This is a genomic window from Streptomyces sp. NPDC030143 (assembly GCF_055573695.1).
The window spans coordinates 396,565-422,718 of the sequence record NZ_JBVIAY010000005.1 but is presented as its reverse complement, the minus strand read 5'-3'; the positions used below and the strand labels follow the sequence as shown (position 1 = coordinate 422,718).

Sequence of the window (26,154 nt, the reverse complement as noted above, 5' to 3'; positions counted from 1 at the left end):
AGCAGCGGGCCCGAGTGACGTCGCACAGCGGCACCGCTTGATCAAAGCAGTACCGACGAGGGAGAGACGATGCAACCGTTCGCGCTCAACTACGCACGCCCCGCGGCGGAGTTGGAGTTCGCCACTCCATACGCCTATGACCCCGGAATGCAGTTGAACGTGCTCTTCGACGGCCGGATCGCCGCCCGTGACCACGCCCTGTTGAGAGAGCTCGGTACGACGACCTCGACCGCGGGCTCCAAGACACACTTCGACGACTGAGCACGGGCCGAGGCAAGATGACCGTGCTCATCCTGACCTGCGAGGAGGACGTCACGGCGGACATGGTGGTCGTCCACCTGCACGCCGCCGGCGTCCCCGTCGTACGGCTCGACCCCGCCGACCTCACCGGCACCGTCGCTCTCTCCGGGGAGTACGTGCACGGTGCCTTCCGGGGCCATCTGTCGTCCGCCGGGCGGCTGGTGAGCCTCGACTCGCTGCGGTCCGTCTGGATCCGCCGGCCGGGCGTGGCGGCGGCCCGGGCGCCCGAACCGAACGCGTGGCTCACGGAGGAGGCCTCGCAGGCGCTGTACGGCATGCTCCGCGGCAGCGAGGCACGCTGGATGAACCACCCGGACGCCGCCCGGCGCGCCCGGCACAAGCCCTGGCAGTTGCGGCTCGCCCAGCGCAGCGGGCTGCCGGTGCCGGCGACGCTCATCACGACGTTCCCTCAGGCGGCGCGGGACTTCGCCGAGCGCTACCCGGACCTGGTGGTCAAGCCGGTGTCCGGGGCGCACCCCCAGGACCCGCCCCGGGCGGTGCCGACGACCCGGGTCCCGCCCGGCACCGACTTCACTGCCGTGGCCTACGGGCCCACCCTGCTCCAGCGCCGGGTGGCCAAGCGGGCCGACATACGGCTGACGGCGGTCGGCGACCGGCTGCTGGCCGCCCGCAAGGCGACCTCGCCGGACGGCGACCCCGACCTGGTGGACGTACGCTTCGCGCCCTCCACCGAGCCGTGGACCGCGGTCGAGGTGCCCCCGCGCCTCGCCGAGGCCGTGCGGACGTATCTGCGCGAGGCCGAACTGGCCTACGGGGCCTTCGACTTCGCGGAGGACGGCGACGGCACCTGGTGGTTCCTGGAGTGCAACCAGTCGGGCCAGTTCGGCTTCGTCGAGGTGGACACCGGCCAGCCGATCGCCCGCGCCATCGCGGAGTGGCTGGCCGGCCCCGCCGCGAACCGGCCGCCCCGGCCCGCCAACCGGTGCGGTTCGGCGGTGTCCTGAGGTCCCGGCAGGCGGGGCGGGCCGGTGCGCGGCGCCCGGCCCAGGGGCCGGGGAGGCGGACCCGGGGAAGCCGCGCACGGACTGCCAGGGACAACCCGTCCCCGTCCTTCTACGCGGCCGGGGCTCCGGCCGCTGCCGGGACCGCCGGAGCCGGCAGCGTCGGGACCGCGGGGCCCGGCGGGGCCGGGATCGCCGGCTGCGTGTGCCCTGCCGGGGGCCGCACCGCCGCCACCAGCAGGTCGTCGGCCGCGGCGATCGCTTCCCGGACGTCGGAGGTGCCCATGAGGACGCACAGCGTGTACGTGACGTCCTCCAACTCTCGAGCCGTCTGTGGCCTCGCGCTCTCCGCCTGAGCGATCTTCAGCGACGCGAACCGGGTCAGCAGCGTCCTGACGGCCTTCGGGTCCGGAACGATCACGGGCGCCCCTCTCTCTGCAGGTGTGTGCGCAGCGTGTGCCCGAACCCGGGCGTTTCATGCACGGACGAGGCACATCTCACCCACCGGGGGCACGGTTTTCGCCACACGGCGCAACGCCACGCCCGGACGGGGCTGAGAGCTCCGCTCAGGAGGGGACGCCCGGCTCGCGGCGTCCCCTCCTGAGCGGAGCTCTCAGGCCGCCTGTCCGCTGTGCGGGGCGGTGAAAGCGCCACCCCGACGCAGGAGTTCCCCGTGCGTCCCGCTCTCCGGGCTCCGGCCCTCCCCCTTCACCGCGATCCGGTCCGCGCCGCGCACGGTGGACAGCCGGTGCGCCGCCCCGAACGTGGCGCGCCCGCGCGGCAGCCGGGCCGGCGCCTGCCGCACGAGCGCCTCGGAGCGGGTGTCGAGCGCCGAGGTGGCGAAGCCCCGTCCGGGAACAGCACCCTCGGGTCCAGGACCAGCGCGGGGCGACGGCGAGCCGCTGCCCCTGGCCGATGGAGATCGGCGAACGCGTTCAGCGGCGCGGGCGCCGAGTGCGGGCCCGGGTCAGGAGCGGCTCGCCAGGTACTCCTCCACGCCCGGTGCCTGGTGTGCGCCCTCGACGCCCACCACGCCGCCGACCGCCTTCGCGTCCGGCTTCAGCACGTAGGTGGACAGCGCCGCCGGGCGGTCGACGTCGGAGAAGTCCTGCGGGCTGCCGAGGCCGGTGTCGACGTCCTTCTGCGAGCGGTGTGCCTTGACGACGTCCTCGCGGGCGAGACTTCCGGCCTCGCACGCCTCCTTCAGGTCGGCGCCCAGCAGCCGGGCCGCGTTGTAGCCGGACAGCGCCCCGGAGTCGACCTGGGAACCGGGGTACTTCTTCTCGTACTCCTTGACCATTCTCGTCACGCCCGGGATGTCCGAGCTGACGGCCGGTGCGGCGCTGACGACGTTCAGCAGGGCCGTCAGGGCGGGTGCGGCGGGGGTCCTCATCAGCTGCGGGGCGAAGCCGGGGGCGCTGCTGACGACGGGAACGCGCAGACCGCGGGAGGCGGCGACGCCGACCAGGGAGGCCGTCTGGGCGGGCCCGGCGCTGATCAGGACGGCCTTGACGCCCGCCTTGCGCAAGGCTGTGACCTGCGCCGACAGATCGGTGTCGGTCGCCTTGATCTTCTGGCCGACGATCTTCAGACCGGCCTTCTTCGCGGCCCAGGTGGAGCCCTCGAGCGCGTTGGCGCCGTAGTCGCCCTCGAAGTGGACGTGCCCGATGGTGTCGCCCTTCGCGATGCCCTTGGCGCGGGTGAGGAAGTCGACGGCCGCGATCATGTCGAGGTCGTAGGTGGTGCCGATGACCTGGACGGAGTCCCGGCCCAGCAGGGAGGCGGCCCAGGCCTGCGGGAAGGTCAGGAGGTGGTCGCGTTCGATGTCGTCGAGGAGCGCGGCGACCACCGGCGACCCGATGACCTGGGGCAGGGCGACCACGTCCGGCGAGATGTCGGCGTAGGCGGTGACGGCCTTCTGCACGTCGTAGCCGTGGTCCTTGACGACGATCTCGACCGTGCGGCCGCAGATGCCGCCCGCGGCGTTGGTCTCGTCGGCCCACATCTGCTGGGCCTGCACGATGCTCTTGCCGAGGGTGGCGTAGGGGCCGGTGAGGTCGGTGAGGGCGCCGAGCCTGATGGTCTTCTCGGTGACGCCCGGTCCGGTCCGGACCCCGTCGGCGCCCTCGGAGGTGCCGCCCCCGTCGGCCTTGGAGCTGCACCCGGTGGCCGCGAGCAACAGGGCGGTGAGGGCCGCGGCGAGGGCGGTGCCGGTGGTGCGGTGTCTTGGCTGGTGCGTGGCGTTCACGAAGTGGGCTCCTTGGCTCGGGTGGCGGGGGCGGGCGGCCGGCGGGTCGTGGGCTCGGGGTCCGCGGCAGGGTTGGGGCGACGGCGGGCGCGCAGGCGGCGGGCGAGGCCGTGCAGGCCGTCGGGGGCGTACAGCAGGACGAGGACGATGGCCGCGCCGTAGAGGTAGCGGGCCGCCTCGGTCGGGCCGACGGCGCCCTCGCCGCCGGTGCCGGGGGCGGCGACCAGGGGCAGGTGGTCGGCGTAACGGGTCATCAGCAGGGGCAGCGCGGTGACGAAGACGGCGCCCGCGGTGGCTCCGGCGACGGAGCCGAGGCCGCCGATGACGATCATGGCCAGGTAGTCGACGGAGAGGGGCAGGCCGAAGTAGTCGGGCACGACCCGGCGGAAGGACAGGGCGAGGAGGACTCCGGCGAGGCCGGCGTACATCGACGACACGACGAAGGCCGCCGAGCGGTAGCGGGCGACGTCCACGCCCATCACGGCCGCCGCGGTCTCGCTGTCGCGGACGGCGGCCAGGGCGCGTCCGGGGCGGCCGCGCAGCAGGCCTCTCGCGGTGAACCAGGTGAGGGCGAACAGGGCCAGGCCGAGGTACCACAGCCGTTCCTCCGCGCCGAACGGCACGCCGAGGACCACGAGTTCGGGGTCGTCGGCGGTGAAGCCGAAGCCGGCCAGGGTCAGCGGCGGCACGGAACGGCCGTTGAAGCCGCCGGTGACCGAGTCGGCGGTCAGCAGCACGTGGTGTCCGAGGAAGACCAGCGCGAGCGTGGCGACGCCCAGGTAGACGCCACGCACGCGCCCGGCGACGGGGCTGAACAGGCCGCCCGCGGCGCCGGCCAGCAGCACGGCGAGGACGGCGGCGAGCGTCGGCGGCAGCGCCGGGCCCGGTTCACCGGCCAGCCAGGTGTAGCCGTAGGCGCCCACGGCGAGGAAGAAGGCGTGGCCGAGGGAGAGTTGGCCGGCCGTGCTGGCGAGCAGGCCGAGGCCGACGGCGCCGATGGCGGCGGCCATCGAGAACAGGCCGATGCGCAGCCAGAAGGCGTCGAGGTAGAAGGGCATGGCGCACAGGAGGAGGACGGTCAGCAGGACTGCGGCCGTCCTGCGGGTGGACTCAGACACGGACCGCTCCCTTCGCGCCGAACAGTCCGGTGGGCCGCACCAGCAGCACGACGACCATCACGGCGTAGGGCGCGACGTCGCCGAACCCTTCGCCGAGGACGTGCAGTTCGGTCTGGTAGCCGGCGGCGAGCGCCTCGGTCAGGCCGATCAGCAGGCTGCCGGCGAGGGCGCCGGGCGGGGAGGCCATGCCGCCGAGGATCGCGGCGGGGAAGGCCTTGAGGGCGATCTGCCCGGTGGTGCGTTCCAGGCCGGGGGCCGGGAACGCGGCGAGGAACACGGCGGCGAGGGCGGCGAGGGCGCCGGCCAGGCACCAGGCGAGCATCCGCACCCGGCTCAGCCGTACGCCCATCAGGGCGGCCGCCTCGACGTCCTCGGCCGCCGCCCGCAGCGACAGGCCCCAGGGCGTCAACCGGAACAGGGCGAAGACGGCCGCGATGGCGACGGCGGAGACCACGATGGCGGCGAGCCTGCTGTCGGCGACGGTCACCGGTCCGAGGCCGGTCACCGCGTCGCCCCAGGGGTCGCCGAGGGTGAGCAGGTCGCCGCCGATGCGCCGGGCCAGGTCGGTGATCAGGACGATGTCGACGCCGATGGTGACGATGGTCTGCACGTGGGCGGCTCGGTGGTCCGGGTCGCCGCGTTGCAGCAGCAGCCGGTCCAGGGCGCCGGCGACGGCCGCGGTCGCCAGGACGGCCACCGCGAGGGCGCCGGCGAAACCGAGGTCGTCGTGGAGGACGGCGACGAGGTAGCCGCCGAGGAGCAGCAGGGAGCCGTGGGCGAAGTTGAGGACTCCGGAGGCCTTGAAGATGACGACGAAGCCGAGGGCGACCAGGGCGTAGACGGCGCCGAGGGCGAGGCCGTTGAGGAGGGTGTCGAGGAGGGTGGTCACGGGGTGTCCTCCCCGGTCGGTGCGGTCCCGTCGTCGGGGGTGTCGCCGCCGAGGTAGGCGCGGAGCACCTCGGGGTGGCGGCGGACCTCGTCGGGGGTGCCGTGGGCGAGCGGGCGGCCGAAGTCGAGGACGGTGACCTCGTCGGCGAGACGCATGACCATCCCCATGTCGTGCTCCACGAGCACCACGGACAGGCCGAGCCGGTCCCGGACCGTCCGCACGACCTCGGCGGTGCGGGCGCGTTCGGCGCCGTTCATGCCGGCGACGGGTTCGTCGAGCAGCAGGACCTGGGGCTCCAGGCAGAGGGCGCGGGCCAGCTCGACGCGTTTGCGGTCGCCGTAGGACAGCAGGGCCACCGGGGTGTCGAAGTGGTGGTCCAGGTCGGTGAGTTCGGCGATCTCGCGGGCCCGGTCGAGGTGCTCGCGTTGTTCGCGCACGGCCCTCGGCAGGCGCAGGGCGCTCGCGGCGAAGCCGGCGCGGCTCAGGGCGTGCCGGCCGAGCATCAGGTTGTCGGCGACCGTGCCCAGTGTGGTGACGATGTTCTGGAACGTGCGGGCCACGCCGAGGGCGGCGATGCGGTGCGGGGCGAGCCCGGTGAGTTCGGTGGCGCCGAGACGGACGTGTCCGGCGGCCGGTCGGCACAGGCCCGACAGGACGTTGAAGCAGGTGGACTTGCCGGCGCCGTTGGGTCCGATGAGCGCGTGCACCGATCCCGGGGCGACGGTGAACGACACCGCGTCCAGGGCGGTGAGGCCGGCGAAGCGGACGGTGACCTCGTCGACGGTCAGCTCCGCCGGTGCGGTGGGGCGGCCGTCGGTGCGGGCGCCCGTCGGGCGGGCGGTGGAGCGGATGTTCACGCGACCCCCTGGTCGCCGGCGGTCTCCTGGGCCGTCTCACCGAGGTAGAGACGGCGTACCGCGTCCGTCCGGGCGAGTTCGTCGGCCGGGCCGGACAGCCGGATCTCACCGACCTCCAGGACATGGGCGTGGTCGGCGAGGGACAGCGCCATGCCGGCGTTCTGCTCGACCAGCAGGACGGCCGTGCCCTGTCCGTTGATCTCGCGGATCACCTCGGCGATCCGGGACACCATGCGCGGGGCCAGACCGAGGGAGGGTTCGTCGAGCAGCAGCAGCCGCGGGGCGGCCATCAGGGCGCGGCCGATGGCGAGCATCTGCTGCTCGCCCCCGGACAGCAGGCCCGCGGCCTGGCGGCTGCGGTCGGCGAGCACGGGGAAGAGCCCGTAGACGCGGTCGCGGGCCTCCCGGACGAGGGCGGGGGCGCGCCGGCCCAGGCCGAGGCCGCCGCTGCGCAGGTTCTCCTCGACGGTGAGCCCGGCGAAGACCCGCCGTCCCTCGGGGACCTGGACGACGCCGGCCCGGACCGCCCTGACGGGGTCGCGTCCGTCGAGGAGGGTGTCGCCGTAGCGGACGCGGCCGGCGGTGACGGTGCCGCGGTGCAGGCGCAGGGTTCCCGACACGGCCCGCAGGAGCGTGGTCTTGCCGGCGCCGTTCGCGCCGAGCAGCGTCACCACCGCCCCGTGCGGGACGGTCAGGGACACCGAGCGCAGGGCCGACAGGGCCCGCCCGTACGTCACGTCGAGGTCCTCGACGTGCAGCGCGGGCGCGTCGGAGGGAGGTGCTTCGGGCATCGCGGCTCCTCGGGTCCGCACCACGGGGGCACGGCACTTCGGGGGAAGGGGAGCTCACGACAGCACGCCGCGCGAGCGGCGGTACAGCGATCACGACGGGCTCGCTGCGCGGGCCCAGCGGGCGGCGGGCGGGGTTGTGCGGGTGCCCAGGTGCGGGCGGGGGACGGGGTTGTGATGGTGCCCAGGTGCGGGCGGGGTCCGCGACAGCGGCGTCACGGGGCGGGTCGGTGCGGGGGTGTGTCATCAGACGGGCGCGCCGCCGGACTGGCGCCGCCAGACGGGCGCCGCCAGACGGGCGCCGCCGGACGGGCGCGTCGCCGTGGAGATGTCCTCGCGGCCAGCGGTCCGTGGTCGGGCCCTGCTCAGTGGAAACGCCCTCGCGGCCAGCGGTCCGTGGTCGGGCCCTGCTCAGTGGAAACGCCCTCGCGGCCAGCGGCCCGCGGTCGGGCCCTGCTCCGGCTGTGCCGCCCGACCCGGCGGGAGCGCGCGGGGACGACACGTGCCCTGCGAGCGGTGTGAGGGCGCGCGTCGCCCCGCGGGCACTTCGCCACGGGGCGGCGCCGCCACGCAGGCGCGTCACCACGGGGCACATCGCCACGCAGGCGCGCCGCCCCGCAGGCACCTCGCCACGCGGCGCGTCACCCACCCGGTACATCGCCACGCGGCGCGTCACCACCCGGTACTCGTCACGCGGCGCGGCACCACGCGGGCGCCTCCCCTCGGGGCACTTCGCCGCGCGGACGCGGAGCGGAGCCGCGCCGAGTGACCCGGGGGGCGGCTCCGCACACCAGAGGGGGTGACGCGGCGTCCCCCTGAGGGGGTTCAGGAATGCGCCCGTGTCGCCAGGGCGAGGGTGATCTCCACCACGTCGGCCGGACGGGACAGGGAGCGGCCGGTGAGCTGTTCGTAGCGGCGCAGGCGGTTGAGGACGGTGTTGCGGTGGCAGTACAGCCGTTCCCCCGCGCGCTGTGCGGAGCCGTCGCAGGCCAGCCAGGTGGCGAGCGTGTCCAGGAGCACGGCCGCGTCGGCAGGTTCCAGGGCGCGCAGGGGGCCGAGGACGCGCTCGGCGAGGGCGGCGCCGAGGTCGGGCGAGGCGACGACCAGGGCGGCGGGCAGGTGATCGGTGAGTCGGACCGTACCGCCGGCCGGCGGGCACATCCGCAGCGCGGTGTCGGCCAGCCGCCGCGCGTCGCCGACGGCGGCCAGCCCGGAGACGGCCGTGCTGACGCCCACGCGGGCGCCCGACGGGGGGCAGCGGGCCGGGTCGTCGGCCGCGCTGCCCGCCCCGCCGTCGGGGGCCGTGCCGCCCTCGCCGAGCAGCACGATGCCGTAGTCCACCTCCACCCCGGTGTGCCAGTGCACCCGTCCGCGGGCTTCCCGCCCGGCGGCGGCCCGTGCCGCTGCGGCCTCCGCCGGGGAGCCGCCGGCCACCGCGACGACCGCGTAGCGGCCCTGTTCGGGCAGGTCCAGTGCCTGGGCGGTCTCGGGCAGGTCGGCGATGCGGCTGGTGCCGTCCAGGAGGGCGGCGGCCAGCAGCCGCAGCCGGTTCTCGCGCCGCCAGGCCAGCTGCCGTTCGACCTGGCGGTAGGCGTCGGCGACGAGGGTGCAGTGCTCGTCGACGAAGTTCCACACGTCGGCGGCGACGTGCACGAGCAGGCGCACGTCCTCGGGCGCGGCCCGGGAGGTCTCCTCGACCAGCCCCTGCCAGACCAGGGATCCGCCGAGCCGGAACGCGTGCAGCAGCGCGTCCAGCGGCAAGCCCTGTTCGGCGCGGGTGGCGCCGATCTTCCAGGAGCAGCGCCGCGCCGCGTCCCGGTTGCCGCGCGGGTCGAGCAGCGAGGACACGCTGTGCCGGAGCGAGCGGTGCACCTCCTGCCAGGTGGCGGCCGGGTCGCTCTCCACGGCCGCGCGGTAGGCGGGTTCCTGGTCCTGGAGCGCGGCGACCAGCCGGTCGGTGAGGTCGGGCAGGTCGTCCAGCAGCACGCGCGCGGCGCGGTGCAGGACGTGCAGGGCGTCGGCGTCGGTCAGCGACCGCACGCGCCGCGGGCGTGGGCGCGGCCGTGGTGCCGTGGCGGCCGGTGCGGGGCGCAGCGCGGTTCGGGGCCGTGGGGCGTGGTGCATCGCGGTCCTCCCCCAGGGTCGGTGTCCCGGCGGCGCTCGCGCGGCGGGGCTCCCGGCGGCTCGGGGTCGGCCGTGGAGTCCGCGCGGTCCCCGCCGGCTGTCTCGTCCTGCCCCGAAGGATGACATACCGTCCGGTCGGTCCCTAGGGGTGTGCACCGGTCTTTTCCGCCTGCTCGACGAGTCGTGCCAGTTCGACACGGGAGCGCACGCCGAGCGTGGCGAAGACCTTCCGCAGGTGGTAGTCGACGGTGCGGGTGCTGACGGACAGGCTCAGGGCCACCTCCCGGTTGGTGGCGCCCTGGGCGACGCACCGCGCGATCCGCAGTTGCTGCGGGGTCAGGACGGACAGCGCCGACGTGCCCCGGGGACCGGACGGCGCCGGGTACCCCGAGGGTCCCGGCCGGCCCGGCAGCCCCGCCGCCCGGGCTCCCCCCGCCGACACCCCGTTCGCCCGCAGCTCGCTGCGCGCCTGGTCCGCCCAGGCGCGGGCCCCGCAGCGTTCGAAGCCCAGCAGCGCGGCCCCGAGCCGGTCGCGGGCCTCGCGCAGCCGGCGCCGGCGGCGCAGCCACTGGCCGTGCAGGAGTTCCGTGCGCGCCCGCTCGAAGTCGCCGCCCGCCCGGTCGTGCAGGTCGACCGCCCGCCGGTAGAGCGCGTCGGCCCGGTCCGGCGGGGCCAGCAGGGCCCGGCAGCGCAGCAGTTGGGCGGGGGCGTGCGGGTCGGCGCCGTGGGCGGCCCACCGGGCGAGGTCGGCGACGGCCGCGCGGGCACCGTCGGGACGGCCGGCGCGGACGGCGGCCTCCACGAAGCAGGGCACCGCGAGCATCCACACCGCGAAGTGCCCCCGGCGCGGACCCGGCCCCACCAGCGGTCCGAGCCGCTCGGCGGCCTCCCGCGGACGGCCGTGCGCCAGGTCGGCGCGGGCGGCCGCCCACTCCGCGAGGGTCGCGGCCTGGATCAGCCCGTGCCGGCGCGCGGTGCTCAGCGCGGCACTCACCTGTGCGGCGACCAGCTCGGGCTCCCCCTCGATCGACGCGGCGAGCGCCAGCACCGCGCGGTGGTGGGCGGCGGTGTTGCGCTGTCCCGCCCGGTACGCCGCGCGCAGCCCCTCCTCGGCGTGGGCCCGGGCGACGGCGTGCCGTCCGGCGCGCAGTTCGGCGTAGGCGAGGTACTCCCGGGCGCGCGGGACCGCCGCGGCGGCGCCGTGGGTGCGGGCGGCGGCCAGGGCGCGGGCACCGGTGCGGCGGGCGGCGTCGAGGTCGCCGAGCATCAGGGCGGCCGCGGCGGCGCGCAGGGCGTCCTCCGGGGCGTCGGCGCCCCCGGCGTGCTCGATCACCCGCCGCAGCGACCGTGCCGCCCGCGCCACCTCCCCCGTGAGCAGGGCGTGGACGCCGATCCGGTAGTCGTCCACCGTCTCCCGGTGTCCGGTCAGGTCCCCGCACCGGTCGAGCGCCCGCAGGCATCCGGCCACGTCCCCGGCCGACCAGGCCGCGTCGAAGGCGCCCAGTGCGGCGGCGCCCGCCGGCCCGGGGGCCCGGTCGGCCAGCAGGGAGGCGGCGAGCAGCAGGGAGGCCTGGGCCTCGTCGACGGGTCCGTCGTGCAGCACCACCGTCCCGCGCAGCAGTTCGGCGCGGCCGCGTACGTCGCCGGGTGCCGCGCCGCCGAGGGCCGCGTCCAGCAGCCGCCGGGCCCGGTGGGCGCGTCCGGCGAGGAGGGCCTGTTCGGCGGCGGCCGTGCGGTGCCGGGCGCGCTCCGCCACGTCGTCGGCGAGTTCGGCGGCCCGGGTGTAGGCCGCGCACCGCCGGGCCGGGCCGCCCGACCCCGTCGCGGCGCGGGCGAGTTCGGCCGCGAGGCCGGGCCCGGGGGCCGTCGTGGACCAGGAGCGGTGCAGCAGGGCGCGCGGGGCGCGGCCCTCGTCCTCCAGGGCCCGGGCCAGCGCGTGGTGGGCCGCCCGGCGCCGCCCGGCCGGTGCCCCGGCGTACACCGCCCTGCGCAGCAGGTCGCTGCGGACGCGGACCGTGCCGTCGGTGGAGGCGAGCAGATCGGGCAGCGGTTCGCCGGGCGGTACGGGTGCGCCGTCGCGGAGCAGCTCCACGGCCCGCAGGACGACGCCCCGGTCGGCCGGCGCGTCCTCGTCGTCCCGCACGGCGGCCGCCACCGTCAGCAGGACGTCGTGCTGTTCGGGGGTGAGCCCTGCGAGGTGTCCGCCCACCAGGTCCGTCAGGATTTCGCTGTCGGGCAGGGGCCGGGGCAGCGGCCGGCCGCCGCGCACCTGGGCGGGCGAGAGCCGCCGCACGAGGGCGAGCAGCAGCGCCGGGTTGCCCTCGGCCGCGTCGACCAGGTCGTCCCGGACGCCGCTGTCGACGGCCCCGTCGGTCACCTCGTCGAGCAGGTCGGCCGCCTCGGCCGGGGACAGCGGGTCCAGCCGGGTCACGGGCAGCCGGGCGAACTCCCGTGCGAGGGGGCGGTGTCCGGGGACGGTGAGCAGCAGGGTCACGTCCGCCGCCCCGGCGAGGTGGGCGGCGGCCCGGCCGAGCGCGGCGCGGGAGGCGGCGTCCCACCGGTGGGCGTCGTCGACGCACACCAGCAACGGCGTGCGGGCGGCGGCGGCCAGCACCGTGTCGAGCAGTCCGACTCGCAGGCCCGCCGCGGGGTCGCCGAGGGCGCGCAGCAGGGTGCGCAGACCGCCGTAGGGGACGGCGGACCCGGTCGCGCCGGCCCGCACGTGGGCGACGGGTCCGGCGGTGAAGGCGCGGGCGGCCCGCTCGAGGAACCGGGTGCGACCGCAGCCGGGTTCCCCGGTCACCACCCGCACCCCGGCACCGGCCCGGCCGGTGACCGGCCACGCCCCAGCACCGGCCCCGTCGGTCGTCGCCCACGCCCCGGCGCCCGCCCGGCCGGTCGCCGCCCGGGGCCGCGGGAGGCTCCGGCGGGGCGGTGGGGGGACGGGACGCGCGGTCGTCTGTCCGGTCATCTCCGCGACGGTACGCACGCGTGAGGAAAGGCGGAAGCCGTGCGTCCACGCCGCGGGGAACGCGGTTTCGGCCCGCCACCTGTGGGTTCACGGGTGACGGGCCGGGTGCGGCTTGTGCCGGTGCCCAAGGTGCGGCGGCTCGCGCCGGGCACCGGCACAACGGCCGGGCGGGTGGGGAGGCCGGGTCAGGAGGTGTGCGGGCAGTTGCCCCGGTACTCCTCGATGGTCAGGCTCGGCCGCGGCAGCGGGCACAGGAACTGCTCGTAGCGGGTGTCGTTGTCGATGAACCGCTTCAGCCAGGAGACGCTGTACTTCGCGATGGTCGTGTCCGAGGTGTTCGGGGTGAAGTGCGTGGCGCCGTTCAGTTCCAGGTAGGCGCGGTCCAGGGAGGACGGCAGGCCGGCGTAGAACGGTTCGGCGTGGCTGGACACGGGGGCGACGGTGTCGCCGTCGGCGCCGATGATCAGGGTGGGGGTGGCGATCTCGGGCCAGGTCTTGTCGAGGTTCCACGGCGTCAGCGGGATCGCGGCCTGGAGGGAGGGCCGGGTCTTCGCGGCCTCGAGGCTTCCGCCGCCGCCCATGGAGTGGCCCATGACGCCGAGCCGGGTGGCGTCCACGCGGGAGCGGACGGAGCTGGTCCGGGTGAGGTAGTCGAGGGCGGCGAGCAACTGGCGTCCGCGCGAGTCGGGTTGGTCCAGGGTGGTGATCGTGTCGATCGTGAAGACGACGAAGCCCTGGGAGGCGAGGCGCGGTCCCAGCCAGGAGATGGACGACTGGGTGCCGGTGAAGCCGGGCGACACGGCGACCGCTCCGAAGGTGCCGTCGGCGGTGCTGGTCGGGTAGTAGATCGTGCCGCCGCCGAAGCCCGTGACGGCCAGGGAGGAGACGCTGGTCTGCGAGACGGCGTAGGGGCCGCGTGCCGCCTCGATGCTGGCGGTGGTCGGCGCCGGGCCGCGCTCGTAGGGGTTGTCCGCGGCGTGCGCCCCGGGTCCGCCGAGGGTGGTGAGGCCGACGACGGCGGCGATCGTCGCCGCCACACCGGCGAGTCGGCCGGGCCTGCGGTGGGGAGTACCGGTGGACCTCCGGCGGATGGCATCGGTACGCGCTTGCTGCTGCACGACGAGTCGTCCTCTCTGTCGCGACGGCCCGCCCGACCGGACGGGCCCCGTGGTGGGGATGCGGTGCCACTGTCGGGGCTCGCCGGGGGCACGGGGACCGGCAATGTCACCGGTCTCTCGTGCGGCGGAAGAGGGGGCTCGCCGGGTGCGGGCGCCGGGGCCCCGAGAACAGCCCCGGCGCCGGGGGGCACGGGCCGACGACCGCGGCGCTCCCACGCCGGACCAGGACACCCACCAGGAGCAGGCGCCCGGAGGGAACCTCACGAAACAGCCCCGGCGCACGGACCCGACGACCGCGGCGACTGCCGCTCCCCCGCCCGGCCCCGGCCCGTCCGGTCCACCTCTCCGCCCGGCCCCGGCCGGCGGTGCGCCGCGGTCAGGGGTGCGGTGGACTGGGTGGGGGACTCCGCGGACGTACCGGCCGGGTAGGGGCGACCCTGGAGTCACGGCCCGGGCCCGGGACCCTCGCCGCACCGCACCGAAGGAGACCCAGGACGTGTCGCTTCCCACCGAGAACCCGGCCGCCGCAGCGCGCGTCGCACCCACCGTCCGCCAGGCCGTCGCCGACGGGCTGCTGGGCGAGGACCGGCCGCTGGCCGGGTTCATCGACGTGCAGGGGGTGCGCGAGAGCGTCGCCGCGCTGCACACCGCCTTCGCCGACCTGCCCGACGTGCTGCACGCCTTCGCCGCCAAGGCCTGCCCGCTCGTCCCCGTGCTGCGGCTGCTGGCCGACGCCGGGATGGGCTGCGAGGTGGCGAGCCCCGGGGAGCTGCGCCTGGCGCTGGACGCCGGGTTCGACCCGGCGCGCATCGTGCTGGACTCGCCGGCCAAGACCCGGCAGGAGATCCGCGAGGCCCTCGCCCTCGGGGTGGCGCTCAACGCCGACAACCTCGCCGAACTCGACCGGATCGACGCCCTGCGTCCGGCCGGCTGCGCGTCCGTCGTCGGACTGCGGGTCAATCCGCAGGTCGGCGCCGGATCGATCGGGGCGATGAGCACCGCGACGGAGTACTCCAAGTTCGGTGTGGCGCTGCGCGACCCCGGCGCCCGCGAGCGGGTCGTGGAGGCCTTCGCACGACGGCCCTGGCTGACCCGGCTGCACGGCCACGTCGGCTCACAGGGCTGTCCGCTCCCCCTGATCGCCGAGGGCCTGGCCGCCCTGCACACGCTGGCCGGGGAGATCGACGCACGGGTGGGCCGCCGCCAGGTCACCAGCCTCGACCTGGGCGGCGGGCTGCCGGTGAACTTCGCCGACGACACGGTCAGCCCGACCTGGGCCGACTACGTCACCGCCCTCACCCGGACCGAACCGGCCCTGCTGGACGGCCGCTACCGGCTGGTCACCGAGTTCGGCCGTTCCCTGCTCGCCAAGAACGGCTTCCTCGCGGCCCGCGTCGAGTACGTCAAGGACGCCGGCGGGCGGCGCGTCGCCGTCACCCACGCCGGCGCGCACGTGGCCACCCGCACGGTGTTCATGCCGGAGTCCTGGCCGCTGCGGGTCAGCGCCCTCGGCCCCGACGGCGCGCCCAAGCGGACGGCGCCGCTGCGGCAGGACGTCGCCGGGCCCTGCTGCTTCGCCGGGGACGTCGTGGCGCACGACCGGGTACTGCCCGAACTCGCCGAAGGCGACTGGGTCGTCGTGCACGACACCGGCGCCTACTACTTCTCGGCGCCCTGGGCGTACAACAGCCTGCCCCGGCCGGCGGTGTACGGCTGGGCGCCGCTCGACGGGCGGGTGGCGTTCGCGACGGTGCGGCCGGAGCAGACGCTGCGTGAGATCTCCGTGGAGAGCGGACTGGACCGCGCGGACGCCCTGCTGACGGGATTCGCGGCGCCGCCGGACCCTGACGGCGTTCGCCGGACATCGCGGCCTTGACGGCGTTCGCCGGGAATCACGGCAGTACGGCGTTCGCCAGGCATCAGGGGCGTGATTCTGAGCACCCGGACCCTGTCGTCTGACAAGGAGAGTTCCGTGCTCTGGGTCGCCGTACTCCTGTTGCCGCTCGTGTCCGCCCTGCTCGTGGTCCTGGACCGCGTGGAGGACTCGCTGTTCGCGCCGCCCGCCCCGGGCAGGCGGCGCCACGCCGCCGAACGCAGGCGGCATCTGCGTCTGGTCCGGGGCGGCGCCGACAGCGGCCGGCCGGTCCCGGACGAGGGCCGGTCGCACGCCCGGGCGGCCTGACCGCCCCCGGGGTCCCCCGGATCGCCGCCCGTGTGCGAGGCTCGCGCACGGGCGGCGCCGCGCACGGTGCCGGCCGTCACCCGACCGGCGGAGGAGAGTCAGCGACATGCGGATCGGTCTGCTCGGCACCGGCCCCTGGGCCCAGATGGTCCACGCGCCCGTGCTGGCCGCGCACGAAGGTCTCGACTTCACGGGTGTGTGGGGTCGTCGTCCCGCCGCCGCGAAGGAACTGGCCGACCGGCACGGCACCCGGCCCTACGAGGACGTCGACGCCCTGCTGGCGGAGGTGGACGCGGTGGCCGTGGCGCTGCCGCCGGACGTCCAGGCGGGCCTCGCGGTACGCGCCGCCCGGGCCGGCCGCCATCTGCTGCTGGACAAGCCGCTCGCCGCGACGCCGGCGGGCGCGCGGGAGGTCGAGCGGGCGGTACGGGAGGCGGGCGTGGCGTCCGTCGTCTTCTTCACCACCCGCTTCCTGCCCGAGCCCGACGCGTGGATCACCGAACAGGCGGCCACGGGTGGGTGGTTCACGGCCCATGCGCAGTGGCTGGGCGCGGTCTTCGCGGACGACACCGACGACCATCCGTTCGCGACGCCGTGGCGGCGGGAGAAGGGCGCCCTGTGGGACGTGGGCCCGCACGCCCTGTCGGTGCTGCTTCCGGTGCTGGGCGACGTGCGCCGGGTCGTGGCCGCGGTCCGCGGACCGGGCGACACCTCGCATCTGGTCCTGGACCATGCCGGCGGAGCGTCCAGCACGCTGACGCTCAGTCTGACGGCCCCCTCGCCTGCGGCCGGCGCCTGCGTCGAGATCCGCGGCGCGGGCGGGGTGGCGCGGCTGCCGGAGAGCGCCTCCGACGCCGCGACGGCCCTCGCCCGGGCCGCGGACGCGTTGCGCACCGCGGCCCGGGACGGTCGTCCGCACGCCTGTGACGCCGCCTTCGGCCGGCGTGTCACCGAGGTGCTCGCCGAGGCCGAGGCCCTGCTGGCCGCCGGCAGCGGCTGAGCCGAACGGCGCACGCGCCGGCTCAGGCGTGCCGGTGCGTGCGGCGGTTGCCGGTGACGGCCCGGTAGAGGACGAGCAGGATGAGCGAGCCGATGATCGCGGCGATCCAGGTGGACAGGTCGAAGAAACCGTCGATCGAGTCCACTCCGAAGATCACCTTGCCCAGCCAACCGCCGAGCAGACCCCCGACGATACCGATGAGCATGGTGACGATGATGCCGCCCGGGTCCTTCCCGGGCAGCAGGAGCTTGGCGATGGCACCGGCGAGCAGACCAATCAGAATCCAGGCGATGATGCCCACGATTCCTCCCATCTCCGTCGGAATACATGTACGTCTTCCGAATGCACGGACACGGGATCGGCAAACCTGTCCTCTCGTCACGATCTGCGACCCGGTCGCGGGATCGACCCGGACGTGGGGTCCCCCGACCGGTGACGGTCGACTCGCCGGTGCCGTGCGCCGGTCACTCGGTCTCGAAGTGCACCCGCTCCCTCACCACCGGGTAGCCCGCCTTCGCGAAGTGTGCGGCCATGGGCGTGTTCGCCCGGTCGGTGGCGCCGGCGATGAACTGCGCGCCGCGCTCGGCGAGGAAGTGGGTGCACTCGGAGAGGAGGTCGTAGGCGTAGCCGTGGCCCCGGTGTTCGGGCAGCACACCGATGAAACCGACGCACGGGCCGGAGGGGTTGTGGGCCGGGATGTGGATGCCGGCGAGGTCGCCGTCGGGGGTGCGGGCGACCTGCCACCACTCCCGCGGGGACGGGCACCAGTGGAAGAAGTCCAGTTCCTCCTGGGCGGCCAGGTCGAGGCCGCCCTTCTCGATGGCCTTGCGGGCGTGCGCGTCGAGGGTGGCGGAGTGGATGCGGCGCAGCGCGTCGAAGAAGACCGCGTCGTCCGGTTCGGGCGCGAAGGTGAGGCGTCCGGGCCGGTCGGGCAGACCGCACTGCGGGGTCCAGCGGTAGACGTAGCGCTCCACGAACAGCCGTTGGCCGGCGGCGCGGGCGGCGGCGAAGCGGGCCTCTGCGGCGGCCCGCTGGGCGGGGTCGTCGCGCCAGCCGCCGGGCAGGACCACCTGGAGGCCGATCTTCCAGGGTGCGCTGCGCAGGAGTTCGGCACCCGCCTCCTCCTCGCCGTCGGCGAAGTCGAACCACTCGGCGGACAGGGGTTCGGTGTCGTCGGGTCCGCCCCACCAGGCGGCGCGGGCGACGACCTTGCCGTCGCGCAGGGCGACCCGCTTCCACTCGGGGCGGTAGGTGGCCCTCCCGAACGCCTCGGCGGCGCGCAGCGGGTCGGGCAGGGTGTCGAACAGGTGGACGTCGCTCTCGTCGAGCGCGCGGATGACCAGATCGGTCACGGATTCCTCCGGGATGCGAAGCGTGATGCGCTCCCGGGCGTCGGACGAGGGTCAGACGCGGCACGCCGGGGTCACGGAGAGGGAGCGCGGGATGTCGGTGAACGTCATGGCGCTCGCCTCCTTCCGTGGGTCTCCGGGCGTGCGGTCACACCTTAGGAGTGCCGTTCCCGCGCCGTCCACCGGTTTTCGAGGTCCCGGCACCCTCGCCCTCGGTGTCGATGTGCGGCAGCAGCCGGTCCAGCCGGCGGGGCGTCCACCAGGCGCGCGCCCCCAGCAGGGTCATCACCGCGGGCACCATGAGCAGCCGGACGACGGTGGCGTCGATCAGCACGCTGACGGCGAGGCCGAGCCCGAGCATCTTGACGACGATGTTGTCGCTGACGATGAACGCCGCGAAGACGCTCACCATGATCAGGGCCGCACAGGTGATGACCCGGGCGGTGATCTCCAGGGCGTGGGCGACGGAGTCCTTGGCGTCGCCGGTGCGCAGCCACGCCTCGTGGACGCGGGAGAGCAGGAAGATCTCGTAGTCCATGCTCAGGCCGAAGATGATCGCGAACATCATCATCGGCACATAGCTCTCGATGGGCACCGTGCCGTGGACGCCCAGCGCGGGCCCGCCCCAGCCCCACTGGAAGACGGCGACGACGACGCCGTAGGACGCCGTGATGGACAGGACGTTGAGGACGGCGGCCTTGACCGCGACGAGGAGGCCGCGGAAGACGGCGAGGATGATCAGGAAGGCGAGCAGGACGACGACGCCGATGATCAGCGGCAGCCGGTCGGCGACGATGTCCCGGAAGTCGACCTGGGCTGCGGTGGTGCCGGTGACGTACCCCTCGGCGTCGTAGCCGGACAGCGCCTCGGGCAGGGTGTCGTGGATCAGGCGGTTGGTGAGGTCGGTGGTGGTGGCGCTCTGCGGGGATCGGGTGGAGTAGACGGTGGCGAGCAGGACGTCGCCGTCCTGGGTGGGGGTCAGCGGGGTGACGGTGGCCGCGTCCGGGACGGCGTTCAGGGTCTGCTGCGCCTTCGAGGAGAGGGCGTCTCGCTGGTCGGCGGGGACGTCGCTCTGGTCGACGACGACGGTGAGGGGCCCGTTGGAGCCGGGGCCGAAGGCGTCGGTCATCAGGTCGTAGGCGCGTCGGTCGGTGAAGGACGTCGGGTCGGCGCCGTCGCCGATGTGGCCGAGCTGGAGGGAGAAGACGGGCAGGGCGAGGACCGCGACGACGGCGACGCCCGCGCCGAGGAACTGCCAGGGTCTGCGCTCCACCCGCTGCGCGTAGCGGTGCCACGTGCCCTGCGGGGCGGCGCCGCCTTCGGCATCGGTCTCGGCGACCGGTCTGCGCACGTGGTAGCGGTCGATGTGGCGGCCGATGAGCCCGAGCAGGGCGGGCACGAGGGTGAGGGCGCCGACCACGGCGGTGACCACCGCGCAGGCGGCGGCGAGGCCGAGTTTGCCGATGAACGACACCCCGGAGGCGTAGAGGCCGCCGAGGGCGATGATCACGGTGGTGCCGGAGACCAGGACGGCGCGACCGCTGGTGGTGGCGGCGTGCCCGGCCGCCTCGACGGGGTCGGCGCCGTCCATGAGGCTCTGCCGGTGACGGGTGATCAGGAACAGGGCGTAGTCGATGCCGACGCCCAGGCCGATCATGGTGGCGAGGGTCGGTGAGACGGTGGCGAAGGTGAAGGCGGCGGCGAGCAGCCCCAGCAGGCCGAGCCCGCAGACGACGCTGATCAGCGCGGTGACCAGGGGCAGTCCTGCGGCGATGACGCTGCCGAAGCCGATGAGCAGGACGACGACGGCGACGGCGAAGCCGATCAGTTCGCTGATCCGGTCGTCCGCCGCGGGGCGGGCCAGTTCGCCGAGCGATCCGCCGTACTCGACCTCGGCGCCGGCGGCCCGCAGCGGCTGGACGGCGTCGTCGACGCCGTCCAGGTAGCCGGCGCCGAGGGTGGAGGGCTGGACGTCGAAGCGGATGGTGATGTAGCCGGTGCCGCCGTCGCCCGAAACCGGGCCGACCTTGGTCGGGCTCTGGCTCAGCGGGTTCTGCACTGCGCGGACATGGGGAAGTCTTTGCAGGTCACCGACGGCGGTGGCCATCTGCGAGTCCAGTGCGTCCAGGTTCTGCCGGTCGTCGTGCAGCACGATCTGGCTGCTGTATCCGGCGGCCTGGGGGTCGTGCTCCTGGAGCACGTCCAGGCCCTTGTGGGACTGCACGTCCGACAGCTGGAAGTCGTCCTCGTAGTCGCCGCCGACCACGCGGTCGAGCGCCTGGACGGCGACCAGCGCCACCAGCCAGGCGAAGATGACGACGACGAAGTGACGTGCGCACCAGGCGCCGAGGCGCCGTAGTCCCCCGCGTCGCGGTTCCCCGGCACCGGTGGATTCCATAGACCTGGGCCTTCTGTGCCGCGCGTCGTCCGCGCAAGTGGTTCGCACGCTCAGAACAGAGCCCATTAGAAGCCCCGCCGATCACCACGGCATCTCGGACCGCACGGGTCGCCGGGCCGCTCGGGATGCAGGCCGGGCCGTCAGGATGAATGGTGTTAGTGGACCCGATGACAGTGAGCACCGGGCCGAAGCAGCCCTTCGGACGCGAGGAGCAGTCACCATGCCGACGTCACAGCCCGACGCCTCCCGGCCCTCCCCCGACCGCGTCACCCCGGACAGCCTGCTCCACACCCGCACCGGCACCGACGTGTCGCCCGAGGACATGGTCCTCGCCGCGGGCCGGGACCTCACCGAGCGCAACCTCGAGTGGGCGCGGCGCAAGCTCGAGAAGGAGGGCCCGGAGGCGATCGAGAAGCTGCTGCCGTGATCCGGTGACGGGCCGGCTCGGGTCCACCCTTCCGGAGGGAGTGCCGGGGCTGTCAGACTCCGGAGGGTGCCCGACTTCGACATGCTCGTCCTCGGATCCGGTCCCGGCGGTCAGAAGGCCGCCATCGCCGCGGCCAAACTGGGCCGCCGCGTCGCCGTCGTCGACCGCCCCGACATGGTCGGCGGGGTCTCCCTCCACACCGGCACCATCCCCTCCAAGACCCTGCGCGAGGCGGTGCTCTACCTCACCGGCCTCACCCAACGCGACCTCTACGGGCAGAGCTACCGCCTGAAGGAGGACATCACCGTCGCCGACCTGACCGCGCGCACGCAGCACGTGCTGGGACGTGAGGTCGACGTGGTCCGCAGCCAGCTGTCCCGCAACCACGTGTCCCTGTTCGCCGGCACCGGCCGGTTCGTCGACGACCGGACCGTCGCCCTGCGCGAGGCGGGCGGACGGGAGCGGCTGCTGAGCGCCGGCCACATCGTGATCGCCACCGGCACCCGGCCCGCGCGGCCGTCGAGCGTGGAGTTCGACGGCCGGACCATCCTCGACTCCGACAACGTCCTGACGATCGAGCGGGTGCCGCGGTCGATGGTGATCGTGGGTGCCGGGGTGATCGGGATGGAGTACGCGTCCATGTTCGCCGCGCTCGGCAGCAAGGTGACGGTGGTGGAGAAGCGGGCCGGGATGCTCGACATGTGCGACGTCGAGGTCGTCGAGTCGCTCAGGTACCACCTGCGGGACCTGGCGGTGACCTTCCGGTTCGGGGAGACCGTCGCGGCCGTCGAGCGGCATCCGCGCGGTGCGCTCACCGTGCTGGAGAGCGGCAAGAGGATCCCCGCCGACGTGGTGATGTACTCGGCCGGCCGGCAGGGCCTGACCGACGGACTCGACCTGGACCGCGCGGGGCTGGCGGCGGACGCGCGCGGGCGGATCGCCGTCGACGAGCACTACCGCACGCAGGTGCCGCACATCTACGCCGTCGGCGACGTGATCGGCTATCCGGCGCTGGCCGCGACGGCGATGGAGCAGGGGCGGGCGGCCGCCTACCACGCCTGCGGCGAGCCCGTCGGGCGGATGCACCACCTCCAGCCGATCGGCATCTACACCATCCCGGAGATCAGCTTCGTCGGCCGGACCGAGGACCGGCTCACCGAGGAGCGGGTGCCGTTCGAGGTGGGCGTCGCCCGGTACCGGGAACTGGCGCGCGGGCAGATCGTCGGCGACGCGCACGGCATGCTGAAGCTGCTCGTCTCCCCCGAGGACCGGACCCTGCTCGGCGTGCACTGCTTCGGCAGCGGCGCGACCGAGCTGATCCACATCGGGCAGTCCGTGATGGGCCTGGGCGGCACGGTCGACTACCTCGTCGACGCCGTGTTCAACTACCCGACGCTCGCCGAGTCCTACAAGGTCGCGGCCCTCGACGCCACCAACCGGCTGCGGCAGTTGGACCGGATCGGGGACTGAGAGGGGTCCTTCCGCCATGCCCGCCCGGGCCACGCGGCGTGATCAGGCGCTCATGGCGCAAGGACCCCTGAGACGCCTTCCGGCTAGGGGGTGTTTCGAAAGTCCTGTGCGGTGCCCGCGGTGTCCGGTGCGTGCTCTCGGCGTGCCGGACGAAAGCGCTCGTACTGGATGTACTCGGGCTTTCGGCCGGTGCGGCGAGAGGGCGTGCCGGGCGCCGTGGGTGCTGTGCGGGACTTTCGAAACACCCCCTAGGGCAGGTCGTTCTCGTCCACCACGTGCACGGCGGCCTCCTCGGCGCCCGCGGCGCCGCCGTCGATGCCGACGTCCTCGGCGATCTCCTCCTTGGTGGCGTCGGGGTGGGCGCCCTCGTCGGGGGCGACCAGCCGGCCGGCCCGGGTGGTGCCCGCCTCGGGGTCGACCGGCTCGCCCTCTCCGTCCGGGAGGTCGCCGATCCCGTCGCCGGCGGGGCCGCTGACGTCCGGGACCTCCTGGGCGAGACGCTGGTCGAGGGTCTCGCCCTCGTGCTGTTCGGCCGCGGTGGTGCCGTGCTTGGTGACGCCGAGGGGCTTCTCCGGCGGGGAGTAGCCCTCGTCCAGGGTCTCGTCGTAGGTGCGTTCGTCGAGCGCGTCCTGGAGGTCGAGCGGCGCCGCGTCCTCCTGCTCCTCGTTGGTGCCGGTGGGCTGGTAGGCGTCGTCGGCGGTCGTCTCGGGCTCCGTGCCCATCGAGGCCTCCCTGGGCTGCTGTTCTCGGTGCGTTGTCCCCGTCCGCGTATCCCGTCACGCCCGCCCCAACCCCGGCACATGCCAGGTGCACGGGCACCGCGGACATTACCGGTCCGTCAATCTTGAAAGCTCAACGGCCTTGGCTATCATCACTCGCACACTCGGTGTGACCGACCCCCCACACAGGGTGGGACGGCGCCCACCGCGCTCCTCCCGCCCGCGTCCCCGAGGTCATCCCTCGTCCGGCGCGCGGCGGTGCACCACCCCCCACCCCTTGCTCCGTCGGGCCGTTCCCCCTCTCCGGCGGTGTGCACGACGGAAAGCGGCGCGACATGGGCAACAACGGCAGAGGGCTCCGGGCGAATGCCCTCGGCACGTTCGACACGGTGGTGATGGCGGTCGCGGGCAGCGCCCCCGCGTACTCGATCGCTGCGACCACGGCGGTCCTCGCCGGCGCGGTGGGCCTGGCCGGCCCGGCGGCGCTGCTGTACTGCGCCCTGCCGATGACGGGCATCGCGCTGGCCTTCAGCCGGCTCAGCCGGATCGACGTCAACGCGGGCGCCAGTTACTCGTGGGTGGGGCGCACGCTGCACCCCTTCTTGGGGTTCGTCAGCGGCTGGGCGCTGGTGGTGTCGGCGACGATCTTCATGGTGGCGGGGTCACTGCCGGCCGGTTCGATGACGCTGGCCCTGTTCGACGAGGGCCTCGCCGCGGACACGGCCCTGTCGACCGTGGTGGGCGCCGCCTGGTTCCTGGTGATGCTGGGTGTGGTGCTGGGCGGCGCCCGGCTCACCGTGCGGGCGCAGTGGGTGATGACGGGCGTGGAGCTGGCCCTCCTGGCGCTGTTCGCGGTGCTGGCGTTCCTGCACTCCGACCACGCCCGGGTCTTCGACTGGTCGTGGTTCGCCCCCGGCCGGTTCGACGGGCCGGCCGGGTTCGCGTCCGGGGCGCTGGTCGCGGCGTTCTACTACTGGGGCTGGGACGTCACCAGCAACCTCAGTGAGGAGACCCGCGACAGCCGTCGTACGGCGGGACTCGCGGGCTTGATCGGCCTCGGGATCGTCTTCGTGCTCTTCGAGGTCTTCACCGTCGCGGTGAACGTCGTGCTCAGCGGCCGGCAGATCGAGGAGAACGGAGCGAACGTGCTGGCCGCGCTCGGCGAGGAGGTGTGGCCCGGCTGGGGCGGCAGGCTGCTGGTCGTCGCCGTGATGCTGTCCACGGTCGCCACGCTGGAGACGACCCTCATCCAGGTCACCCGCTCGCTGTTCGCGATGGGCCGCGACCGCACGATGCCGTCCGCGCTGGGCCGGGTGCACCGCACGTGGAACACGCCGTACGTCGCCGTCGGCGTGGTCGGGGCGGTGGCGCTGGCGCTGTTCGTCGCCGCGAACGCGCTGGGTTCGGTGGGTGAGATCCTCTCCGACGCCATCGCGGCGATCGGCCTGCAGATCGCCGTCTACTACGGGCTCGCCGGGCTGGCCGCGGTCGTCGCCTACCGCAGGATGCTGCTGCGGTCGCCGGCGCACTTCCTGCTGGGCGGGGTGTGGCCGCTGGGCGGTGCCCTGTTCATGTTCTGGGTCTTCGCCGAGTCGTTGGGCCGGATCGGCTCCGCGGCCGTCGCGATCGGTCTCGGCGGACTCGCGGTGGGGCTGGTGCCGATGCTGTGGTACTGGCGGCGGGGCAGCGACTACTACCGGCCGGCCCGGCTCGACGCGTCGCGGACCGTCACCGCCGACTACGTGCCCGAGGGGCACGCGCCGGCACACTCCCCCGCCCACGAGGGTCTCCCCACCGACTTCTAGGGGGAACCCGATGCCGCGAGACCGTTTCGCTCCCGACTTCGACCCCGACTGCGGGGACGCCCTCCTGTCCCGCGCCCGCCAGGACATCGTCATCGGCCGCTGGCAGGGACTGCGTGAGCTGCTGCGGACGACCGGGCCCGACTGGCCGGTCCGCGGGCACCGGGTACGGCTGCTCGCCCAGGACTGCGCGGGCAGTTCGGCGGCGGAGAGCTGGCTGGCGGCCGAACCGCACAGCGCCGACGCGCTGGTGCTGCGGGCGGCCACGGAGACCACCCGGGCCTTCCATCTGGCGATCAGCGCGGGCCGGGGTGTGCCGATCGACGGGCACCGCGTCGACCGCGCGGTGCTGGCCTGCCTCACGGCGGCGGAGGCCTGTCCGGAGGACCCGACGCCGTGGATCTCGCTGGTCTCGGTCGCCCGGCTGTACCCGTCCGGGGTGCGCCGGCAGGAACTGGCGCGCTGGTGGGACGAGTTGCACCGCCGGGACCCGTACAGCATGGAGGGCCACCTCCAGGTGCTGCACTACTACTCGGCACGCTGGCACGGCACGCACGGCCTGATGTACGACTTCGCACGCGACGCGGCCGGCGCGGCCCCGTCGGGCTGCCCCCTGCCGGTGCTGGTGCAGTACGCCCGCGTCGAGGAGTACCGCGCCGCACTCGACACGGCCCCCGGCCGCACCACCGCGGTGTGCCTCGGCCAGCACTGGACCAACGACGGCGCCGTCGGCGACGTCCGCCGCACCTGGGACCGCTGGATCATGGGCCGCACCGCCGACGAGATCGCCCCCGCCGAGCTCCGCGACCTCAACTACCTGACGCACGCCGCCTGTTCGGCGAACGCGCCACACATCGCGGCCCCCCTCCTCACCCTGCTCGGCCCCCGCGCCACCCGCACGCCCTGGTCCTACACGGGAGATCCGACCCAACAGATCACCCGCTGGCGAAGGGAGTGGTCGGTACGGACGTGAGGGCGTGCGGGACGGTCGCCGTACGTCGGGATCACGGTGTAGTGGTCGGGCCGTCCGGGTGGGTGTGGCGTCGGGTGATCATCTGGTGGGTCGGGGCCTCGGTTTCGCGTTCCGGCAGGCGTTCGAAGCCGTCCTCGGTGATGACGGACACGAGGGGGAGGATGCGGCGGCCGATGTCCGGGCCGCCCGTCGCGCAGTCGTCGTCCACCGCGTCGTACAGCGCGTGGAGGGCCGCGAGCGCGGCCTGCCGCCGGTCCATGCCCCTGCGGAACAGTTTCTTCAACGCGCCCCGGGCGTACGGCGATCCGGATCCCTCCGCGTGGAAGTCCCTCTTCTCGTACAGGCCACCGGCCACGTCGAAGCTGAAGATGCGGCCGCGTTCGCCCTCGGGGGCGGACGGGGCGTAGCCGGTGAGGAGGGGGACGACGCCGAGGCCCTGCATGAAGAACTCCTCCCCCA

The 26,154-nt window shown here is 74.6% G+C and carries 22 protein-coding genes and 2 pseudogenes; 9 read left to right on the top strand and 15 right to left on the bottom strand.

Annotated elements, in window-relative coordinates; translation table 11 throughout:
* The first annotated feature begins 69 nt into the window (after positions 1 to 69).
* Both tgmA and tgmB read left to right on the top strand, forming a co-directional pair.
* Entirely contained in the window at positions 70 to 261 is a 192-nt protein-coding gene (gene tgmA / locus ACZ4YY_RS12485) for a putative ATP-grasp-modified RiPP (RefSeq protein WP_468287622.1), read from the top strand.
* Positions 262 to 278: 17 nt separating this feature from the next.
* Positions 279 to 1,265: an ATP-grasp ribosomal peptide maturase gene (tgmB, locus tag ACZ4YY_RS12480; protein WP_468287619.1), complete on the top strand. Its 987-nt coding sequence runs from the start codon at positions 279 to 281 to the stop codon at positions 1,263 to 1,265.
* Between the two features lie 109 nt (positions 1,266 to 1,374).
* On the opposite strand, the gene ACZ4YY_RS12475 is transcribed toward tgmB, so the two are convergent.
* The 10 genes and pseudogenes from ACZ4YY_RS12475 to bdeA all read right to left on the bottom strand — a co-directional run bounded on the left by ACZ4YY_RS12475 (position 1,375) and on the right by bdeA (position 13,348).
* Entirely contained in the window at positions 1,375 to 1,683 is a 309-nt protein-coding gene (locus ACZ4YY_RS12475) for a DUF5133 domain-containing protein (protein WP_468287616.1), read from the bottom strand.
* A gap of 192 nt (positions 1,684 to 1,875) precedes the next feature.
* A pseudogene (locus ACZ4YY_RS12470) lies at positions 1,876 to 2,185 on the bottom strand (P-loop NTPase family protein); the annotation flags it as partial.
* A gap of 44 nt (positions 2,186 to 2,229) precedes the next feature.
* Complete coding sequence (locus ACZ4YY_RS12465) at positions 2,230 to 3,510, bottom strand: ABC transporter substrate-binding protein (RefSeq protein WP_468287612.1); 1,281 nt, start codon at positions 3,508 to 3,510, stop codon at positions 2,230 to 2,232.
* Positions 3,507 to 4,568, bottom strand: a complete 1,062-nt coding sequence (locus ACZ4YY_RS12460; RefSeq protein ID WP_468287734.1) for a branched-chain amino acid ABC transporter permease — start codon at positions 4,566 to 4,568, stop codon at positions 3,507 to 3,509. Before ACZ4YY_RS12460 ends, ACZ4YY_RS12465 begins: the two co-directional genes overlap by 4 nt.
* Before the next feature lie 52 nt (positions 4,569 to 4,620).
* Complete coding sequence (locus tag ACZ4YY_RS12455) at positions 4,621 to 5,517, bottom strand: branched-chain amino acid ABC transporter permease (protein WP_468287608.1); 897 nt, start codon at positions 5,515 to 5,517, stop codon at positions 4,621 to 4,623.
* Positions 5,514 to 6,374, bottom strand: coding sequence for an ABC transporter ATP-binding protein (locus ACZ4YY_RS12450; RefSeq protein WP_468287605.1), 861 nt, complete (start codon positions 6,372 to 6,374; stop codon positions 5,514 to 5,516). The genes ACZ4YY_RS12455 and ACZ4YY_RS12450 overlap by 4 nt, the downstream gene beginning before the upstream one ends.
* Entirely contained in the window at positions 6,371 to 7,165 is a 795-nt protein-coding gene (locus ACZ4YY_RS12445) for an ABC transporter ATP-binding protein (protein ID WP_468287602.1), read from the bottom strand. Before ACZ4YY_RS12445 ends, ACZ4YY_RS12450 begins: the two co-directional genes overlap by 4 nt.
* 822 nt (positions 7,166 to 7,987) lie before the next feature.
* Positions 7,988 to 9,286 (bottom strand): PucR family transcriptional regulator, encoded by a 1,299-nt coding sequence (locus ACZ4YY_RS12440; protein ID WP_468287599.1) that lies wholly within the window; start codon positions 9,284 to 9,286, stop codon positions 7,988 to 7,990.
* 142 nt (positions 9,287 to 9,428) lie between these two features.
* The gene (locus ACZ4YY_RS12435; protein WP_468287596.1) at positions 9,429 to 12,257 is read right to left on the bottom strand and encodes a LuxR C-terminal-related transcriptional regulator; all 2,829 of its coding nucleotides are present in this window, start codon (positions 12,255 to 12,257) and stop codon (positions 9,429 to 9,431) included.
* Positions 12,258 to 12,442: 185 nt separating this feature from the next.
* Positions 12,443 to 13,348 carry a bis(hydroxyethyl) terephthalate hydrolase gene (bdeA, locus tag ACZ4YY_RS12430; RefSeq protein ID WP_468287732.1) on the bottom strand — a complete coding sequence of 302 codons (906 nt, stop codon included), beginning with the start codon at positions 13,346 to 13,348 and terminating at the stop codon, positions 12,443 to 12,445.
* Between the two features lie 523 nt (positions 13,349 to 13,871).
* On the opposite strand from bdeA, the gene ACZ4YY_RS12425 reads away from it, so the two are divergent.
* The 3 genes from ACZ4YY_RS12425 (at position 13,872) to ACZ4YY_RS12415 (ending at position 16,557) form a co-directional block, all read left to right on the top strand.
* Positions 13,872 to 15,251: a type III PLP-dependent enzyme domain-containing protein gene (locus ACZ4YY_RS12425; protein WP_468287593.1), complete on the top strand. Its 1,380-nt coding sequence runs from the start codon at positions 13,872 to 13,874 to the stop codon at positions 15,249 to 15,251.
* A gap of 96 nt (positions 15,252 to 15,347) precedes the next feature.
* Positions 15,348 to 15,557, top strand: a complete 210-nt coding sequence (locus ACZ4YY_RS12420; protein WP_468287590.1) for a hypothetical protein — start codon at positions 15,348 to 15,350, stop codon at positions 15,555 to 15,557.
* 106 nt (positions 15,558 to 15,663) lie between these two features.
* On the top strand, positions 15,664 to 16,557 hold the full coding sequence (locus tag ACZ4YY_RS12415) for a Gfo/Idh/MocA family protein (protein ID WP_468287587.1): 894 nt from the start codon (positions 15,664 to 15,666) through the stop codon (positions 16,555 to 16,557).
* A 22-nt stretch (positions 16,558 to 16,579) separates the two neighbouring features.
* Here ACZ4YY_RS12415 and ACZ4YY_RS12410 read toward each other — a convergent pair whose 3' ends face one another.
* The 3 genes from ACZ4YY_RS12410 to ACZ4YY_RS12400 form a co-directional block, all read right to left on the bottom strand.
* Complete coding sequence (locus tag ACZ4YY_RS12410) at positions 16,580 to 16,858, bottom strand: GlsB/YeaQ/YmgE family stress response membrane protein (protein ID WP_399419372.1); 279 nt, start codon at positions 16,856 to 16,858, stop codon at positions 16,580 to 16,582.
* A 163-nt stretch (positions 16,859 to 17,021) separates the two neighbouring features.
* Entirely contained in the window at positions 17,022 to 17,909 is an 888-nt protein-coding gene (locus ACZ4YY_RS12405; protein WP_468287584.1) for a GNAT family N-acetyltransferase, read from the bottom strand.
* Positions 17,910 to 18,054: 145 nt separating this feature from the next.
* A complete protein-coding gene (locus ACZ4YY_RS12400; RefSeq protein ID WP_468287581.1) occupies positions 18,055 to 20,304 on the bottom strand; it encodes an MMPL family transporter in 2,250 nt (749 codons plus the stop codon).
* 220 nt (positions 20,305 to 20,524) lie between these two features.
* On the opposite strand from ACZ4YY_RS12400, the gene ACZ4YY_RS12395 reads away from it, so the two are divergent.
* Positions 20,525 to 20,731, top strand: coding sequence for a hypothetical protein (locus ACZ4YY_RS12395; protein WP_468287578.1), 207 nt, complete (start codon positions 20,525 to 20,527; stop codon positions 20,729 to 20,731).
* Between the two features lie 66 nt (positions 20,732 to 20,797).
* Positions 20,798 to 22,201 (top strand): Si-specific NAD(P)(+) transhydrogenase, encoded by a 1,404-nt coding sequence (gene sthA, locus ACZ4YY_RS12390; protein WP_468287575.1) that lies wholly within the window; start codon positions 20,798 to 20,800, stop codon positions 22,199 to 22,201.
* A 248-nt stretch (positions 22,202 to 22,449) separates the two neighbouring features.
* Here sthA and ACZ4YY_RS12385 read toward each other — a convergent pair whose 3' ends face one another.
* A complete protein-coding gene (locus tag ACZ4YY_RS12385; RefSeq protein WP_468287572.1) occupies positions 22,450 to 22,923 on the bottom strand; it encodes a DUF5709 domain-containing protein in 474 nt (157 codons plus the stop codon).
* A gap of 332 nt (positions 22,924 to 23,255) precedes the next feature.
* Here ACZ4YY_RS12385 and ACZ4YY_RS12380 point away from each other — a divergent pair, with 332 nt between their 5' ends.
* Positions 23,256 to 24,725, top strand: a complete 1,470-nt coding sequence (locus ACZ4YY_RS12380) for an APC family permease (RefSeq protein WP_468287730.1) — start codon at positions 23,256 to 23,258, stop codon at positions 24,723 to 24,725.
* Positions 24,726 to 24,735: 10 nt separating this feature from the next.
* Complete coding sequence (locus ACZ4YY_RS12375) at positions 24,736 to 25,695, top strand: hypothetical protein (protein ID WP_468287569.1); 960 nt, start codon at positions 24,736 to 24,738, stop codon at positions 25,693 to 25,695.
* 31 nt (positions 25,696 to 25,726) lie between these two features.
* Here ACZ4YY_RS12375 and ACZ4YY_RS12370 read toward each other — a convergent pair.
* Positions 25,727 to 26,137 (bottom strand): annotated as a pseudogene (locus ACZ4YY_RS12370) (proteasome subunit beta); the annotation flags it as partial.
* Between the last annotated feature and the right edge of the window lie 17 nt (positions 26,138 to 26,154).